The organism is Tepidisphaeraceae bacterium (assembly GCA_035998445.1).
GTDB lineage: Bacteria > Planctomycetota > Phycisphaerae > Tepidisphaerales > Tepidisphaeraceae > DASYHQ01.
In genome coordinates, this window is record DASYHQ010000061.1 from 311658 (window position 1) to 327760 (window position 16103).

Annotated in this window: 13 protein-coding genes; 2 read left to right on the forward strand and 11 right to left on the reverse strand. The window is 64.9% G+C overall.

Going from position 1 to position 16103, the window contains the following annotated elements; genetic code table 11:
* Nucleotides 1-22: 22 nt before the first annotated feature.
* Entirely contained in the window at nucleotides 23-487 is a 465-nt protein-coding gene (locus VGN72_23705; protein HEV7302365.1) for a hypothetical protein, read from the reverse strand.
* A 95-nt stretch (nucleotides 488-582) separates the two neighbouring features.
* Here VGN72_23705 and guaA point away from each other — a divergent pair, with 95 nt between their 5' ends.
* On the forward strand, nucleotides 583-2133 hold the full coding sequence (gene guaA / locus VGN72_23710) for a glutamine-hydrolyzing GMP synthase (protein HEV7302366.1): 1551 nt from the start codon (nucleotides 583-585) through the stop codon (nucleotides 2131-2133).
* A 1-nt stretch (nucleotide 2134) separates the two neighbouring features.
* On the opposite strand, the gene VGN72_23715 is transcribed toward guaA, so the two are convergent.
* The 10 genes from VGN72_23715 to VGN72_23760 all read right to left on the reverse strand — a co-directional run bounded on the left by VGN72_23715 (nucleotide 2135) and on the right by VGN72_23760 (nucleotide 15010).
* Complete coding sequence (locus tag VGN72_23715; protein ID HEV7302367.1) at nucleotides 2135-3193, reverse strand: ADP-ribosylglycohydrolase family protein; 1059 nt, start codon at nucleotides 3191-3193, stop codon at nucleotides 2135-2137.
* A gap of 283 nt (nucleotides 3194-3476) precedes the next feature.
* Nucleotides 3477-4868 carry a reverse transcriptase family protein gene (locus VGN72_23720; protein HEV7302368.1) on the reverse strand — a complete coding sequence of 464 codons (1392 nt, stop codon included), beginning with the start codon at nucleotides 4866-4868 and terminating at the stop codon, nucleotides 3477-3479.
* A 348-nt stretch (nucleotides 4869-5216) separates the two neighbouring features.
* Nucleotides 5217-6977: an SWIM zinc finger family protein gene (locus tag VGN72_23725; GenBank protein ID HEV7302369.1), complete on the reverse strand. Its 1761-nt coding sequence runs from the start codon at nucleotides 6975-6977 to the stop codon at nucleotides 5217-5219.
* Nucleotides 6974-9556: a hypothetical protein gene (locus VGN72_23730; GenBank protein ID HEV7302370.1), complete on the reverse strand. Its 2583-nt coding sequence runs from the start codon at nucleotides 9554-9556 to the stop codon at nucleotides 6974-6976. The genes VGN72_23725 and VGN72_23730 overlap by 4 nt, the downstream gene beginning before the upstream one ends.
* A gap of 177 nt (nucleotides 9557-9733) precedes the next feature.
* Nucleotides 9734-10480 (reverse strand): macro domain-containing protein, encoded by a 747-nt coding sequence (locus VGN72_23735; protein HEV7302371.1) that lies wholly within the window; start codon nucleotides 10478-10480, stop codon nucleotides 9734-9736.
* Nucleotides 10481-10687: 207 nt separating this feature from the next.
* Entirely contained in the window at nucleotides 10688-12160 is a 1473-nt protein-coding gene (locus VGN72_23740; protein ID HEV7302372.1) for a WGR domain-containing protein, read from the reverse strand.
* Nucleotides 12161-12368: 208 nt separating this feature from the next.
* The gene (locus VGN72_23745; protein HEV7302373.1) at nucleotides 12369-12938 is read right to left on the reverse strand and encodes a class I SAM-dependent methyltransferase; all 570 of its coding nucleotides are present in this window, start codon (nucleotides 12936-12938) and stop codon (nucleotides 12369-12371) included.
* A 190-nt stretch (nucleotides 12939-13128) separates the two neighbouring features.
* On the reverse strand, nucleotides 13129-13413 hold the full coding sequence (locus VGN72_23750) for a zf-TFIIB domain-containing protein (GenBank protein ID HEV7302374.1): 285 nt from the start codon (nucleotides 13411-13413) through the stop codon (nucleotides 13129-13131).
* Nucleotides 13394-14614 carry a TerC family protein gene (locus VGN72_23755; GenBank protein ID HEV7302375.1) on the reverse strand — a complete coding sequence of 407 codons (1221 nt, stop codon included), beginning with the start codon at nucleotides 14612-14614 and terminating at the stop codon, nucleotides 13394-13396. Before VGN72_23755 ends, VGN72_23750 begins: the two co-directional genes overlap by 20 nt.
* A gap of 48 nt (nucleotides 14615-14662) precedes the next feature.
* Nucleotides 14663-15010 carry an HPF/RaiA family ribosome-associated protein gene (locus VGN72_23760; protein HEV7302376.1) on the reverse strand — a complete coding sequence of 116 codons (348 nt, stop codon included), beginning with the start codon at nucleotides 15008-15010 and terminating at the stop codon, nucleotides 14663-14665.
* A 117-nt stretch (nucleotides 15011-15127) separates the two neighbouring features.
* On the opposite strand from VGN72_23760, the gene nhaR reads away from it, so the two are divergent.
* Nucleotides 15128-16081 carry a transcriptional activator NhaR gene (nhaR, locus tag VGN72_23765; protein HEV7302377.1) on the forward strand — a complete coding sequence of 318 codons (954 nt, stop codon included), beginning with the start codon at nucleotides 15128-15130 and terminating at the stop codon, nucleotides 16079-16081.
* Nucleotides 16082-16103 lie beyond the last annotated feature (22 nt).

The window sequence follows — 16103 nt, forward strand, 5'->3', positions numbered from 1 at the left end:
GGGGCTTGGCGAGCTCGGACGTTCACCGATCACTGTCTGCAGCTTCATAAGCTGATATGTCATTGCTTATCATGTAAATCCCGAGGTTACAGCGCGCGCATGCTTTGATGAGCTCAATAGGAAGATTTGATTCGAACTGGTCTTGGTTCATTCGAAGGTCAACATAAAGTTGCATCCTCAACCCACGACTTTGCAACTCTGAAAAGTCCGTTCCGACGCGGCGATCTAAGAAGGCTGCCACTCGCGTAAAAAGTTGGCTCGTACGTACCTCGAACTCCTCAGTTGGCTCAGTGGCCTCACGGCACTCGCTGAGCCTGACTGGGGCGAAACTGACCGTCACGCCGCCATGTGTGGACTGTGCCACGTTGATTTGTTCAATGGCATCTTCAGGGCCGATCGCGAGCTTCTGGGTGTACTCCGACCATTGGGAGCCAAAGGGACCCTCAGACCACGCCTGCAATGCGACCAGAACGCTTATGACCGCCATGTCTCACCTCTTTTTCGTCTGTAGCGGGACGGCGTTTGGGGGCTTCGCCCGCACCCAATTTTGCATCCTAACATCCAATCCGTTATTACTTACCGATGGCCCTTCACGACGAAATCATTCCGATCCTCGACTTCGGCTCGCAGTACGCCCAGCTGATCGCCCGCCGCGTTCGCGAGCGCGGGGTTTACTCTGAACTGTTCCGCCCGGACGTCTCGGTCGAGGAACTGAAGAAGCTCAACCCCAAGGGCATCATCCTCTCCGGCGGGCCCAGCAGCGTCTACGAGCCCGGGGCCCCCAAGTGCGACCCGCGCATCTTCACCGACCTGAACGTCCCCATCCTCGGCATCTGCTACGGCATGCAACTGGGCGCCCACATCCTCGGTGGCCAGGTGAAGCCCGCGACCGCCCGGGAGTTTGGCCGGGCGAAACTGAAGGTGGTCGCGGATGATCCCCTCGTGCGCGGCCTGCCCGCCGACACCACCGTCTGGATGAGCCACGGCGACCAAGTCCACGATCTGCCCGACCAGTTCATCCCGCTGGCCGCCACGCCCACCTGCCCATTCGCGGCGGCGCGCCACAAGACCAAGCCGTTCTACGGCGTGCAGTTCCACCCGGAAGTCACCCACACGCCGCGCGGCGAGGTGATCTTCCAGAACTTCCTCTACGACATCTGCAAGTGCACCGGCGCCTGGACCATGGGCAACTTCGTCGAGGAATCCGTCGCCAAGGTCCGGGCGCAAGTCGGCACGTCCAAGGTCATCTGCGGCCTGAGCGGTGGCGTCGACAGCAGCGTCGTGGCGGCCCTGCTGCACAAGGCCATCGGCGACCAGCTCGTCTGCATCTTCGTCGACAACGGCCTGCTGCGCAAGAACGAACGAAAACTTGTCGAAAGCACCTTTCGCGACCACTTTAAGATCAACCTGATCACCCACGACGCCGAAGCCATCTTCCTGCGCGAACTCGCCGGCGTCACCGACCCGCAGCAGAAGCGCAAGATCATCGGCAAGGAATTCATCGACGCCTTCGACCGCGAGGCCAAATCCATCGCCGGCGCGCAGTTCCTGGCCCAGGGCACCCTGTACCCTGACGTGATCGAATCCGGCCACGGCTACGCCGGCACCGCCGCCAACATCAAGCTGCACCACAACGTCGGCGGCCTGCCTGAGAAGATGGGCTTCCAACTCGTTGAACCCCTCCGCGACCTCTTCAAAGATGAAGTGAGAAAGGTCGGCCAGGTCCTCGGCCTGCCCGATCAAATCGTCTGGCGCCACCCCTTCCCCGGCCCCGGGTTAGCCGTCCGCATCATCGGCGACATCACCGCCGAGCGCCTGCGCGTCCTGCGCGACGCTGACGAAATCGTCTTGGAAGAACTCGTCGCCAACGATTTGTACCGCAAGACCGCCCAGGTCTTCGCCGTCCTCTTACCCATCGGCACCGTCGGCGTGATGGGCGACGCCCGCAGCTACGACAGCGTCGTCGCCATCCGCGCCGTCGAAAGCACCGATTTCATGACCGCCGACTGGGCGAGAATCCCCTTCGACGTGCTGGCCACCATGTCCAACCGCATCATCAACGAGGTGCGCGGCGTGAACCGCGTGGTCTACGACATCTCGTCCAAGCCGCCCGCGACGATTGAGTGGGAATGAGCTACTGCGATCGAAGTAGTGGCACCCGCTCGGCTAATGCAAGCAGGTCGCGGCTGCGTTCGACGTCGCGAATCCAAGTCTCTGGGATGGCGCCGATGCCACAGCGGGCGCCGAGCAGGGCGCCGGCGAGGGTGGCGATGCTGTCGCTGTCGCCGGGGGTGTTGGCGCCTTCGAGAATGGCGGCGCGCGGATCGTCGGCGTGGCGTTCGAGAAGATAGACGGCCGACGCGATGGCCTCGTGGGCGGCCCAGGCGCGCAGGCGGTCGAGCGTGACGTCGGGGCCGACGCCGTTGCGGGCGTCGTCGATCGCGTCGCACATCATGGCAGCGGTGCTGGCGCTGTACCGGCAGGCGGCGGCGACCATTTCGCTGGTTACTCGCGCGATCGGTTCATCGTTCATGATGCGCGCGACGCCCACCGCCATCGCCGCGCTGGCGGCGAGCGCGATGGGGTCGCGGTGCGTGAGCTTCGAGTGAGCCACCGCCCACGTTTCGGCCTTATCATAGTCATCGGCGAACAGCAGGCCGAAGGGGTAGGCCCGCATGACCGACCCGCAACCCCCGGCGGTGGGGCCACCGGCCTCGTGCCAGGCCACGCCGCGCTCGAGAGCGCGGGAGCCGCTCAGGCAGGCGTTGCCCGGGGCGCGGTGGCCGCCTTGTGGGTTGCGTGACCATTCGACGAACCGCTTGGCCATGATCGCCATGCAGCGATCGAGGTCGTGAGGCTCGTCGAGCAACGCGCGCAGCACGCACTCGGCCATTTGCGTGTCGTCGGTATAGGGGGCGAAACGCTGGCCCCCCTTGTCCCAGTAGAGTTCGAACTGAGACACGCCGGTTGGGCCGTAGCGGTCGCGTATCGCCTGCATCGACATGAACTCGGTCGGATGCCCCATCGCGTCGCCGATCGCACCACCGAGAACGGCGCCGGCGATGCGTTCGGCACGCGAAGGGGCGGGTTGCGCCTTCGTCGTGTTGACCGACAACGGCGCAGCGGGTTCGGATGGCGCTCGCGAGGCCGAGAGGTCGCCGAACAGGCCCGCGAGTTCGTCTTGGTTCCCCATGATCAGATCTTACCTCAGAGGGTGTTAAAGAACGCGGTCGCGGCTGCCTTTCCGTGGCATGGGCGCCAGAGCCCATGCGTGTGGACTGGAATGAGAAGCTTCATTTGTTGGCCGCTGCGCCGACCGAGCCGCTGCAACCAATGCTATTTTCCGACCTCATTACACGCATGGGCGAGACGCCCATGCCACGGTCGGAGCGGACACGGCGTCGTTCATTAACACCCCCTCAGAACGACTTCATACGTTTTGTCACGACATCGTCGAGACCTGACAATTCATCCGCTCATCCAGCCCGCGCCATCGCGGCGGCTAAGGCGGCCTGCCACTGTTCGGCACGCGACGGGTCGACCATACAGGCAAACCCGACGCGGCCGCGAACGTAGGCGGCGAAGTCGGCATGGCCGGTACGGTTCTGAGCGTCAAGACCCGTCTTGGCCGCGTTGTGAAGCAGCGACCGAAGTTGCCGCAGGTCAGCCCGCGACAGTTTTGGGCGGGCATTGACGGTGATGCCAGTCACCTCCTGCCTCGCCGACGCTCGCATCACCTTCGTTTTCGTCGGATGCTCAGTGAAGCCTTCAGCGGTGATCACGGCCCGTGCGAACCTCAGCAGCCGGCCAACGTCGGCATCCGGATCGGTCGACGAGAACGTTAGGTCGTCGGCGTATCTCGTATAAGTGAATCCGTACCGGCCTGCCAAGCCTTCCAAGCGGCGGTCGAACTTGCGGCAAAGGACGTTCGTGATCGCCGGGCTCGTGCACCCCCCCTGCGGCAACACGCGGTCGCCAAGGGCGACGTAATAACGCTTGCCATCGATGGCCGCGGCGACGCGTGGAGGCTCGGTGCAGAGCAGTGCGAGCACGGTGGCCACCTGTTCGCTGTAGCCCAGCTTGCGGAACATCCCCTTCACCCGGCGGAACGTAATGGAGGGGAAGAAGTCCCGTAAGTCCATGTTCGCGACGACCGCCTTGCCCGCGTGCGGCGCGGCGTTGCTGACGATCGACCGCTGCGGCACAAAACCGTGCGCGGCCGCGCTCACCGGCACCTTCGAGAGGATCGCCGACAGCACGCACTGCTGCGCCATTGCCAGCGCCGGTTTGGGCGCTGAGATCGAGCGCACGCCGCCCGTGCGCTTGGCCAAGTCGTACCGGTGATAGTGAACGAGCGTGGCGCCGCGGCGATGAAAGGTCAGCCACCGCAGCGCGCCGATCGGGATGTTCAACAGCCGCGCCACGTCGGTGCCGTCGTTCAGTACCGGCAGGGCGTTCTCGGTAAGACGGCCGACGTCGGACGCTGTGTCCTGCAGGCTGGCGCTCACGCCGTCGCCGAGATGCGTAATCGACGCTGCTCGCTTGGCGCCCCACGCCTCCCGGCAGCGCTGCGCGTCGGCCAAGCGGGCGGCCTTCTTCTCGGCGCGGCGTTTCTTGCTCTCGTCCCCACGGCGTTGGCGCTCCTGGGCGAGCACCTTGTCCGGGTCCTTCACCACCGACGCCTGCTTTCGCAGGTCGACCAACTGCCTGTCCAACTGATCGCGCTCGGCCACCTCGGCGACGGGGTCGGGCGGCAGTGATTGGCCCGTGGGCCAGAAGCCGTGGACCTGCATGCGCGATAGCACGATGAAGTCGGGCGTCGAACTGACGATCCGCTGGTACAGCCGTGCTTTTTCGTTTTCAGCCATAGTGGCACGCGCTCAATGGACGCCAGTCAACGACACAATCTCAATGAAGGCCAGCCGTCGGGGGGCCGGGGCAGCGGGGCTTACGTCACGTCCTTGGGACGTGCTCGTTCCACTGAAGTGGAATGCGCACCGGTCGAAGCCCGCGGGCCGCGCAAGCGGCCGACCCAGCAGCGGGCCGACCGGTGCGTATTCCACGTGTGACGAACGGGCGCGTGACGAATGGAGGGCACGGAAGCGATGCACGGCGTATCGCCGCACGATGCCAAACGCTTGCGCATCTGGCGTTGCTAAGTCCCGTCCACTGCCCCAGCCCCCCGTCGGGGAGCCTTTGCGCAGAAAACTTACACGTCAGTTGGTCTCGATGATTTCACCTCCCTTGGCGTCTTCGGATTCCAGCCTGCGCATGTGCGCCAGCCGCAACGCGAGCACGTGTTCGCACGGGCCCTTGGTCAGCTTGTGCTTGTTGAACAGCTCACACGTGCACTCGGCCGACTTGATCTGGCCAGCCGGGTCGACGTGCACCAGTGGCCGCACGCGCTTGCCATCGGCACCCTTGGCGCTGCCGCTGAGCTTGTAGCCATCGCTTACGGGGCGTCGCGCGATGATGCGGACGTTGTCTGCTTCTAAGATCGCCCGCGCGGCCAGCGCACGCTCGTCGGTGCGCTCGGTGGCTTTGTCGGTGGTCGCAATCGCGGCGGCGGGGGAGAAGGGCTCGCCGAACAGATCGCGATGCCGGAAGACGCCGCCAGCGCCCAGGTCCACCATCGCCCGGCCCACCTGGCACAGGTACGACGCGGCACTGCGGACCTTCTCGACCCCCAGCCCCGTGCGCTCGGCTAGGGCCATGTCAGTTGAGACGCGCACCTCGCGCAACCCGTCGTAGGCACGCGACAGTTCATCGGGCGTAACGGTCAATCGGCGCGATAACAGGTCGAACTTCGCGCCGCCGGTCCAATCGTTGTCCGTCCACCCCGACAGCGCCAGCGTGAACGTGCCGGCGGGTCCCAAATCCAATACGTAAACCGTCGGCAGGCCAAAGCCGGCCAGGTATAGGTCGACCGTCTGGCATACGGGCAGCAGCCGCGTCAGCAAGCGCAGCCGATCTCGCCCCCAGGTGCGCACCGTCAACGGCTTGGGCCCATCAAACGGGGCAGAGCCGGTCAACTCGACCACGTGTTCCCACGGCTCCAGCACTGCCCGCGGACGCTCGCCAGGCGTTAGCTCGAAGCGCATCGCCCGCGGCGAGCGGCGCGTCTTTCGGCGCCGCAAGGCGCGGATGATGTTGAACAGATCCACCGGCGCCAGCGACAGGCGCGTCAGGCCCAGCGTCATCGTGCTGTGCACCTGCAGGAAGCCCATCACCCAACTATCAGGCAGGTCGATCTTCTTTTCCTTGTGCGTCGCAGTGGCCGTCTCACCGGTGACGTTCGCAGCAGTGGTGGCGACGCCGAAACCACTGGGGCCGATCTCGAAGCGGGTCTGGCGGTAGCTGCGCAGGCGATCGAGCTCGCCATTCAGCTTGGCGCTGAAGTCGATGTTCGTGGTGCCACAGATGAACTTGCCGACGTCGGCAAACATGCCGTCGCCAGCGCCGTTTTGGCCAAACCTCGCGGCAAAGCGGGCGTAGGTGCTTTCGTCGCGGCTGAAGGCCTCGAAGCTGACCTCGTCGGGGTGAACGGTGATGACCGGGTCGAGCAGGTAGCTCAGTTCGTACTCGTTCTCGTAGACGTACTCGAAGAACGCCCGGCGGGCACGGTAGAACGGCTGGCGGCGCACGTTGCGAGCGGCATCCAACTCGCCGAGGCGCGCTTCGGCGACCTCGATCTTCTGCCGCGCGTCCTGACGCTTTACACCGAGGCCGGCGAGGAACTTGCGGTCCTGCTCGGCCAGCCAGGCGTAGAAGGCGACGCGGTCCCGCGGGCGGTACTTGAAGTCGCTGACGACCACGTCGTACAGCGCGCCCATCGCCTCGCGGAACAGCAGCGGCTTGGCCAGCGTGCCCTCGAAGTACGTCGCCTCGCGCAGCGTGTTGGTCGCCATGGCAACGCTGGCGCCCGACAGGCCGTTGACGATGCCGCTGGCGCCGTTGTATCGCGCTTCGAAGTTCACGCGGCACCTCCGACGGGCGCGGTGGTGTCCAACGGTTCCGCGGGAAGGGAGATGCCAGCCAGATCGGCCTGCGGGTGCGCAAGCTTCAATCGAACCAGCGCGTCCATCGCCCGTTCGAACTCCGCGCGCCCCTGAAACTTCACGACCTCGCCCAGCACGCGTGCCACGATCGCGGCCTGCTGCGCATCGAGCAAGCCGCGCGACAGGAGCAGGGCGATCACGTTGCGCCGTGGCGTTCTTGCCGCTGTGGGACGCGTATCGAGCAGCACCGTGCGGAAGAAGCGTTCCAGTTCCGAAAGCGCCGCTGCGCCCGGTGGCAGATGGGCGGTGGCCAGTTCCAGGGCGAACGGGCGGGCGTGCGGGTGGGGATGCTCCGACAGTCGGTTGACCAAGTCCACCGCGTCCAGTTGCGCCAAGTGGCGGCGCGCCAGTTCCACGCCAAGGTCCTGCACGTCCGGGCGGTTGGAATCCAGCAAGCCGATGATGCCCGCGGTGCCAAGGGTGGTGAAATCGAGGCGCGTTCGCACCAGATCGAGCACGGCGGCGCGCACGTCCGACCATTCGCTGTCAATCAAGGCAAACAACGCCGACGGCTCGCGCTGCCATGACGCTTCGGACACCCGCAGCAGTGCAATCGCTGCCCCGCGCACCGCCGCCAGTGGATGGTTCGCCAGCATCACCAGCCGGGGCAGGCCCAGGTCATCGGCCGCCTCCGGTCGCCGCCCGAGTAGGTCGCCGGCGACCGCCTTGGCCGACGGTGACGCCGCCTCCAGCAGCGAAAGCACGTCGGCCGTCGATAGCGACGCCAGGTCGTCCAGCAGCGCCTCGCGGCAGACGCGCGCGACGCTTTCCAGCACGTCTTCTTCCGAACCCGCCGCTGACGGCGTCCGCAGCACGTCGAGCAACCGTGTTGCCAATGCCCGCCGATGATTCGCCGCCTGATCACCCCGCGCCAGTGCCGCGATCGTCAGGTCGGCGGCCAGCAATCGCGTGGTGGGTTGCGGTGAAAGCAGAAACTCGACGACCGCCTCCACGTCACCCGTCCAGCGGTCGCTGGTGTCGCGCATGAACTGCTGACCGAGATCGCGCGCCGTCGGTCGAGCGTCTGCCGCGAGGCGGGCGACCAGCGCGAAGTCAGGCGCAGCCGGGTCAAACCGGCGTTTCAGTTCGGACAGCGCCAGCTCAACGGTTGGCTCGAACGGCGCGTCCAGCATTTTCAGCACGGCGTTCGTTGGCGCGTGCTGAACAACGGCCATATGACCGCGCAGCAGCGCGCGATGTGCGAACTGGTGCACGTCCACCAGCCGCGCCGCTGCCAGCAACCGAACGTAGGCGGCCGGCTGGCGATCCCAGAGCGCGGCGAAACGTTCCTCCCGCTGGGCGGCGGCGCCTTTGGCGGCCTTTGCGGAGCGGAAGCGGAACTTCATCGACCGGCCGATGAACTGCAGCCGGTCGCCACCGTCGTACAGCACGCGGTTCAGCAGGTAAGCATCGGCAAACGCGCCGTAGAGTTTACGCGGCGGCCGTTCGTCTTCCGGCGCGTAATGGATGATCGCCTCGGCGGCGGCGGCGGCGTAGTCGTCAGGACGGTAACGCGCCAGTTGGCGTAGATATCGCCAACCGGCGCGGCGAACGTAGTCACGCGTACGGCGAGAAAAGATCGTCGTCTCGCGCTCGGCGCCATCGTAGCCGCTCTTGACGATTGCCTTCGTCCCTTTGGTGACGGCCAAGCCCTGTCGCTCGATCGCGTGCTGCAACCGGCCCCACGTGGCGTAATCGCGGCGCAGCATGCTGCGCTTCAGGATGCTCTTGACGTACCGCCACACGAACGGCCGATCGAACGACATCTCCGAAACCAGTTGCACCGCCGCCGCGACCACGACAGGCGAGGCCAACTCGTAGAGCAGGTCGGCGCACAGCCCGTGCCGCTGGGCGTCGGCGGCCTTCACGGCGGCGACAAGGGATGCGACGGCGGCGGGGGAAACGTTGCGTTCATCGGTGATGGCCGCGATCGCATCGCGCACGTTGGCGGGCAGGCCTTCCAGCGTTCGCACACGCGCCTCCGCGAGCCCCTCGACATCGTTCAGATTGCGAAGCGCTTCCACGGCAGACCGGCGGCGCGACAAAAGCTTGCGGGCGGCGTGGAGGCGAACGTCGGGAATGGCGCGTGGGTCGCCGATCGCGCCGAGCGCATCCAGGATCGGGCAGACGTCATCAACAGCCTTCGGCAGCGCGACAAGCAACGCGTCGGCAGCCCGCGGGCCACCGCGCCAGCCCAGCCGCACCGCGGCGCGGCCGCGCTTGGCGGAGTCGGTGTCGAACAGGTCGCGCAGCGCCGAATCCTCGGCATCGCCATACCCCTCGGCCCGCAGCGCGGCCACCACGTCGTCGATGCGGGCGGCAAGCTCCGGCTGGGCGAACGGACCGTACACCGCGCTGGCCGCCAGCTTGCCGGCCTGCACGCCACGCGCGACGCGCAGCAGGAACGCCTCCGCCTGCCCATGCACCGGCTCGATCGACACCACCGCGACCCGATTGGTCGCGGCAGGGTTGAAGAGTTTGAGGGGCAGGGGGGTCATTGTTGTCGAAGTCCGATTAGCGAAAGGTTCGTTCTGGCCCTCTCCCGCATGCGCCGGGCGAGGTTAGGTGAGGCTGATTTCGTTCTTCCGAGAATTGTCAGCAGTTCGAAATCACCCTCACCTAACCTCTCCCATGAGTACATGGGAGAGGGACCGGATTACGCGTAACGCACGCGCCTAGCCAAAATCGTCGAAGTCTTCATCCTTCGTCTTCGCCGACGGTGTCGGCTTGGCGGACGACGCTGAAGCCGTAGTGCTAGCCGGCGTGGCCGCGGCAACGGCGCCGGGGGACGATTTGGCGGCCGTCTTTTTCGTCGCGCCGGTCATCGGGGCCAGGTCGCCAAGCTGTTCCTGCAGCGCGGCTCGCATCTCGCCGAAGTCGGTGAACTCGCGCTCGCGGAACAGGTGGTAGGCGGTCCACATCAGATCGGCGCAAATCTCCACCGGCACCTGCCCCGTGTTGGCCCCAAGGCCCGGCAACGCAACCGAGCGGATGCTGCCCGGCTCGCGGGCGTTCTGCATGTGAACAGCTTGGAACGCCGCGGCGCAGGCGAGGGCGACGTTCAGGGTGTCGCTGACGTTCTCGCTGGACTGGGTCATCGTCGGCGTGGAGATCAGGTAGCCCGGCTGCACCTGCCCGGTCGGCACGCAGGTGGCATGCCCGACCGGCATCAGCCCGCCGTACCGCCTCGCGATCTCCTGCTGGACGGATTTCTCGATAGCTGCGCCGAAGTGGCGTTTCAGGACGGCATCCAGCCCACCGTCCATGCTGCCGCGCGAGTTGGTTGGGCTGACCCACGCGCTGACCGGTTGTTCGAGCATCGACCCCTGCACGATCTGCACCTCCGGGTGCTCCTCAAACGTCGCCCGCCACGCGGCAACCATCTTCGCGTTCACGTCGACCAAGGTGACGGCGACCAACATGGGAACTCCTTGGGAATGCCGAATGGAATTCAAAATTCCAAATGCCAGAGCGATGCGGCGCCCGTGAGTTGTCATCCCGAGGGGAGCGGTAGCGACCCGAGGGATCTCGGACGAGGAGCATTTCTCTGCACTGGGAGATCCCTCAGGTCGCTATCGCTCCCCTCGGGATGACACGTGATAGATGATAACACTCGGAGTTCTCTACCATCACGCCGTGAACTCGACCAAATACTCCTGCCGGTGTTGCTTCGGATCGTAAATCACGTACTCGTCGTCAGCGAACTGGGAACCGTTCTTACCGTTGTTGCGCACGCCGTGGCAACTGTGGTAGCCGTCGGGCGGGCCGTCGAGGCCGTAGGTGATCTTCGTGTAGTCCTTCATCTTGCCGAGCGCCACGCGGGTGACGGCCATCAGGCGCGTCTTCTTCTTGCCGGGCGTGGTGTAGAAGCAGCTGGTGCACGATGCGTCACCGAAGTAAATGCCGTGGCCAAGCCAGCCGGCATCGGTGCGGTGGACGCCGAGGTTCACGACGATCTTGGGCATCAAAATGCCGCGCGATAAAATGCCCACCCAGTTCTGAATGCGCGACCCGTGGAACATCAGCCGTTGGTTGTCGATGTCGGACCGGAAGTCGTCCCACTCGCCGGGTCGTTTCACGCCGAAGATGTTCTGCACCTTGATTCCCTTCGTCTTCACCTGGCTGTCGACCACATGGTCTGCGATCTGGCGGAACGTGGGGCTCTCGCGGTCCAGGTAGTGCAGATCGGCCTTCAGGCTGAGGTATTGGGCGTCGATCTGCGCGTCGTACAGCACTGATCCTTCTTCGCCGTTCACCTGCAGCATGTCCTTCATCAGCTGAAGCGTTTCCTGCTTTTGCCCGAACGCCTCGCTGGTGTTGATGACCGCTGCCGCGATGGCGTCGCGCGTGCGGCCGATGCGGTGGGGGACGACGGTGTAGAACTCGCCCGACAGATCTTCGAGCTGCTGCGCCATCGTGCGCGGCTTCTTCTGGAAGACGCCGTACATCTCCGTCAAAATCGCCTCCCCCTTTTCGATCTGCCCGATCGTCAGCACGCCCAGCGGCGTCTCGATGCCGTTGGCGGTGATCTTGGCGGCCACGGTCGACGTGAGCGCGTTGGTCGCCTCGGCGTAGATGTAGCGGACGATGTCCTGCACCCCAGCATGCAGGTCGAGGCGCTTGGGCTCCTCGATCGGCTTGCCGTTCTTGGCAGCCGCCTCGGCCTTGGCTTTGGCGAGCCGTTCGATCGTCTTGGCGTCCACCTCCCCGGCGCTAGTGCCGCGGGCCCGCTGGCTGCCTATCTTGCTCGAAGCCAGCGACAGTTCTTTATACCCCTTGGCGGTGCTGGTCTTCTCGCGGTAGATCTGCTGATAACACCCCTGCGCTTCGGGCAAACTGTTGAAGTACCGGCACTCCTTCTGCCCCGCGTCCGGGTCTCGCTCCAGATCGTCGGTGCGGCCATAATGCGTAAAGACGCGGAACGGCCCTTTGCTCGCGACGCCGTTTTCAGCGCCGTGGGAATGCAGTTCGATCGCGTAGTACTTGTTGCGGTTGGTCTTGATATCGGTGACCTGCAGCACCGCCTTCTGGACGATGCCGAAGTCGCTCGAGAACCCCGGCTCCCCCGACTCCCCGTGCTTCCATGCCTTCACCTTCGCCATGGTTCCCTCCACGCGTTCGTTCGGTAAAAGTTATACCTCGTAAAACAGTGATGGCAAATCTATTTTTCGCGATTTTTCCAGATGAATATTCTGGTGTGCTGTAGTTGAAGGATGCAGAGGCAAGCCGGTCTCGCAAGCGCAAAACTCGAGTGGCGTGCTTGCTCGCGCGATACGTCGTCGATTGAATCAGTCAGATCAGCGGTTGGCGCTACCGAAGCTTCACGGTCCATTCGACGCCGGCGCGCATCGGGATGGTGACGGTGTGGGCGTCGTCGCGGGCGCGCAGAGCGGTCAGGTAGGCTTCCATTTCCTGCGGGTGCGAAATCACGTTGTCGGTGACGATGGCGCCGCCGACCCGGAGCTTGAGCCAAAGCAGGTCGAAGTAGGCTTGCGTGCTCGGCTTGTCGGCGTCGATGAAGGCGACGTCGATGACGCCGGGAATCGTCGGGATGATCTCGCGCGCGTTGCCGAGATGGCTGGTCACGCGGTCGGCTAGTCCGGCGGCGGCGAAGGTGGCCTTGGCGGTCGAGTACTTCTTGTCCAGCACGTCGATCGTGTGCAGGTGACCGTTGCAGGTCGCCAGGAGGGCGGACCACCACATGCCACTGAAGCCGTAGCTCGTGCCGACCTCGACGATCAGCTTGGCCTGATGGGCGAGCGCGATGTTGGCCAGCAGATGGCCGACGTCGCGCGAGATCTGCATCGAATCGCCGCGTGGCTGGGCGAGACGCTCGGTCTCGTCGATCTGGGCGGCCAAGGCGGGGGTCATGGGGATCATGGTGGGGGCCTCCGATGGGTTTCGCTGGGTGACTTCAGCGGGCATCGTAGCGGTGGGGTGATCTGTCGCCTACCGCGATAGTCATCCGTCATGAAAGTTGTTTCGAACGGGCGGGAAGGCCACGAGATGAAAAAAGACGGGCGGCCCGGTGAGGGGCCGCCCGTCGTGGTAAAGGGTGGATGAAATCTCGTCAGTCGAACAGTTCCTGCCAGAACGACTTGCGGCGTTGTTGACCGCTGCGCTGGTGTTCGCGGTCGTAGGCGTCGGCTTCGTCATCATCGAAGTCGCGCCGCGGGGTATTCCTGCGGCGGTCGCCTTCCTCCATGTAGTGGACGGCGTAGGCGTCGTAGCGCTCGATGATCTTGTCCAGTTCCCCGCGGTCCAGCCAGACACCGCGGCACTGGGGGCAGTTGTCGATCTGCACGCCCTGTCGCTCGGCGACGGTCAACGTGACGTCACAGTGTGGACACTTCATGGTCGGTCTTCCTTTCGGTAGATGGTTTGGCTTCGATCGTGTCGCCGGCGGTGGCCTGAAACTCGTTCTGGCTGTTGGGATCCAGCGGATTTGCGACGCCGCGCCGGCGATCGGCGACGAGCGAGGCGACCACGCCACCGGCCAGAATCAGCAGCACGACGGCCAGCAGGTAGAGGTTGAAGTGCTCGCCGAGCAGCGCCTTGAGCTGCGTGTGGGTCATCATCTTCACGCCCACCAGCACCAGCACGGCCGCCAGCGAGACCTTCAGGTAACGGAACTTGTCGATCATGCCCGCCAGCGCGAAGTACAGGCTGCGCAGGCCCAGGATCGCGAAGACGTTGCTCGTGAAGACGAGGAACGGGTCGGTGGTGATCGCGAAGATCGCCGGGATGCTGTCGACGGCGAAAATGAGGTCGGTGAACTCGACCAGCAGCAGCGCCAGGAACAGGGGCGTCATCATGAGGGTGCCAGGCTTCAGGCGTTCCATTCGATCGACGGCGGGGTCCTGCTCAATCTGCGCGCCGGGCACTGGCGACTCGTGGCTGGCGGTCGAGCCGGCCCGCACGAAAAAATGCTGGCCGTGGAAGCGGTCGGTCACCGGGAACAACCGTTTGGCGAGGCGCACGACCACGTTCTGCGTGGGGTCGGAATGGGACGTGATGAACAGCATCTTGATGCCGGTGAGGATCAGGAATGCGCCGAAGACGTAGATGATCCAGCTGAACTCACGGATAAGTTGCGCGCCGATCGCGATCATGACGCCGCGCATCACCAGCGCGCCGATAATGCCCCAGAAGAGCACGCGGTGCTGGTAGATCGGCGGCACCGCCAGGAACGAGAAGATCATCGCGATGACGAAGATGTTATCGACGCTGAGCGACTTCTCGATCACGTAACCGGTGAGGTACTTCACGGTCGCCTGCGTGCCGTGGTTGATGCCCTGCGGGTTGTCGGGCGTAACGGCCATCAGGTCGACGACCGTCGTCGTGTCACCCTCGGGCGGCAGGCCGATGCCGAACCAGTGGCGGTCGTACGCCACGTAGACGAACGCGCTGAACGCCAGGCCCAGCGTGACCCAGAGCGTCGACCACGCCAGCGCCTCCTTCAGGCGAATGACGTGCGCCTTGCGATGAAAGACGCCCAGGTCCAACGCCAGCATCAGCAGGACGAAGGTGATGAAACCGATCCAGAGCCAGATCACGATGTTCTCCGTAAAAGTTGGTTTTAGAATCAGCAAGCAGTGGCTGCCCTACGTGGGCAGGCCGGACGCCGAGATGCGTGGGCCCATCGAGCGCTTTTGGTTGCGACCATAGGCGCGGGCGAGCGAGCGACGCAGCCGCACCGCGGCGCGGTCGACGGCGCGGTACAGATCGGCGTCGACCTCGTCGACGCGCACCTCGCCGACACCCTCAGCGACCACCTCAAAACGGCAGCGCTTGTCGGCGCCACCGCGCGGGCCGTTCACGTCGTTCACGCGCACGGTGACGCGCTGCACGCGGGGGGCGTAATAGCTCAGGCCCGTCGCCAGCCGCTGGCGCACGTGGTCGAGGATGGCGGTGGTCAGATCGAAGTTCAGGCCGTGTACGGTCATCTGCATAACGGTCTCCTTTGGGTTGAGTTCCAATCGACTGGAGAAGTATCGGCAGGTAGGCGAGCATAGACAATAACGAAGTATCGATGTAAAACATCGTTTTAAACGAGGTATCGAACGACGATGGATTGGTTGAACTATCACCACCTGATGTACTTCTGGGCCGTGGCCCGCCACGGCGGCATCGCGGCGGCCAGTAGGGAACTGGCAATCTCTGAACCGACGATCAGCGGACAAGTGAAGGAACTCGAACGGGCGCTCGGCGAGCGGTTGTTCACGCGCAGCGGTCGCCGGCTGGTGCTGACCGACGTGGGCAAGGTCGTCTACGACTACGCCAGCGAGATCTCATCGCTCGGTCGCGAACTGCTGGACACGGTCAAGCAACGCCCCACCAACCGTCCGCTTCGCCTGGCGGTCGGCATTGCCGACGCGCTGCCGAAACTCGTGGCGCGAACGCTGCTGGAACCGGCGCTGCGCATGGGCAACGTGCACCTGATCTGCCGCGAGGGGCGGCTGGAGGAACTGCTGGTCGAACTGTCGAGCTACCGGCTCGACCTGGTTTTGAGCGACCAGCCGGCCGGGGAGTCGGTGAAGGTGAAGAGCTTCAGCCAATTGCTCGGTGAGAGCGGCGTGAGCTTCTTCGCCAGCGCCGCGGTTGCGCGCAAGCTGTCGACGGACGCGTTTCCCGCCTTGCTGTCCAATGCGCCGTTGATCCTGCCGACCGAGCACACGGCCCTCCGCCGGGCGCTGGACGCGTGGTTCAGCGCGCGCGGCGTAAGCCCGCTGTTGCGCGCCGAGGTGCAGGACAGCGCACTGTTGAAGACGTTCGGCCAATCCGGCTTCGGCGTGTTCCCCGCGCCGTCGATCGTGGAGGCGGACGTGTGCGAGCAGTATGGCGTTGCCGTCGTCGGCCGGACGGACGAGGCGCGCGAGCGCTTCTACGCGATCAGCGTCGAGCGCAAGTTGCGCCACCCGGCCGTCGTCGCGATCATCGAAGGGGCGCGGGCGCAGTTCACAACGTTCGCCACCCGCACTGTCGATCGGGGGAAACGCAGGACGAAGCGGGGGAAGAGGTGACGGTGTCGGAACGTCGACGCCG

Bases quoted from the DNA above. Each gene is read 5' to 3' on its own strand.
- VGN72_23705 (HEV7302365.1), bottom strand. From the start codon at position 487: ATGGCGGTCATAAGCGTTCTGGTCGCATTGCAGGCGTGGTCTGAGGGT.
- guaA (HEV7302366.1), top strand. From the start codon at position 583: ATGGCCCTTCACGACGAAATCATTCCGATCCTCGACTTCGGCTCGCAG.
- VGN72_23715 (HEV7302367.1), bottom strand. From the start codon at position 3,193: ATGGGGAACCAAGACGAACTCGCGGGCCTGTTCGGCGACCTCTCGGCC.
- VGN72_23720 (HEV7302368.1), bottom strand. From the start codon at position 4,868: ATGGCTGAAAACGAAAAAGCACGGCTGTACCAGCGGATCGTCAGTTCG.
- VGN72_23730 (HEV7302370.1), bottom strand. From the start codon at position 9,556: ATGACCCCCCTGCCCCTCAAACTCTTCAACCCTGCCGCGACCAATCGG.
- VGN72_23735 (HEV7302371.1), bottom strand. From the start codon at position 10,480: ATGTTGGTCGCCGTCACCTTGGTCGACGTGAACGCGAAGATGGTTGCC.
- VGN72_23740 (HEV7302372.1), bottom strand. From the start codon at position 12,160: ATGGCGAAGGTGAAGGCATGGAAGCACGGGGAGTCGGGGGAGCCGGGG.
- VGN72_23745 (HEV7302373.1), bottom strand. From the start codon at position 12,938: ATGATCCCCATGACCCCCGCCTTGGCCGCCCAGATCGACGAGACCGAG.
- VGN72_23750 (HEV7302374.1), bottom strand. From the start codon at position 13,413: ATGAAGTGTCCACACTGTGACGTCACGTTGACCGTCGCCGAGCGACAG.
- VGN72_23760 (HEV7302376.1), bottom strand. From the start codon at position 15,010: ATGCAGATGACCGTACACGGCCTGAACTTCGATCTGACCACCGCCATC.
- nhaR (HEV7302377.1), top strand. From the start codon at position 15,128: ATGGATTGGTTGAACTATCACCACCTGATGTACTTCTGGGCCGTGGCC.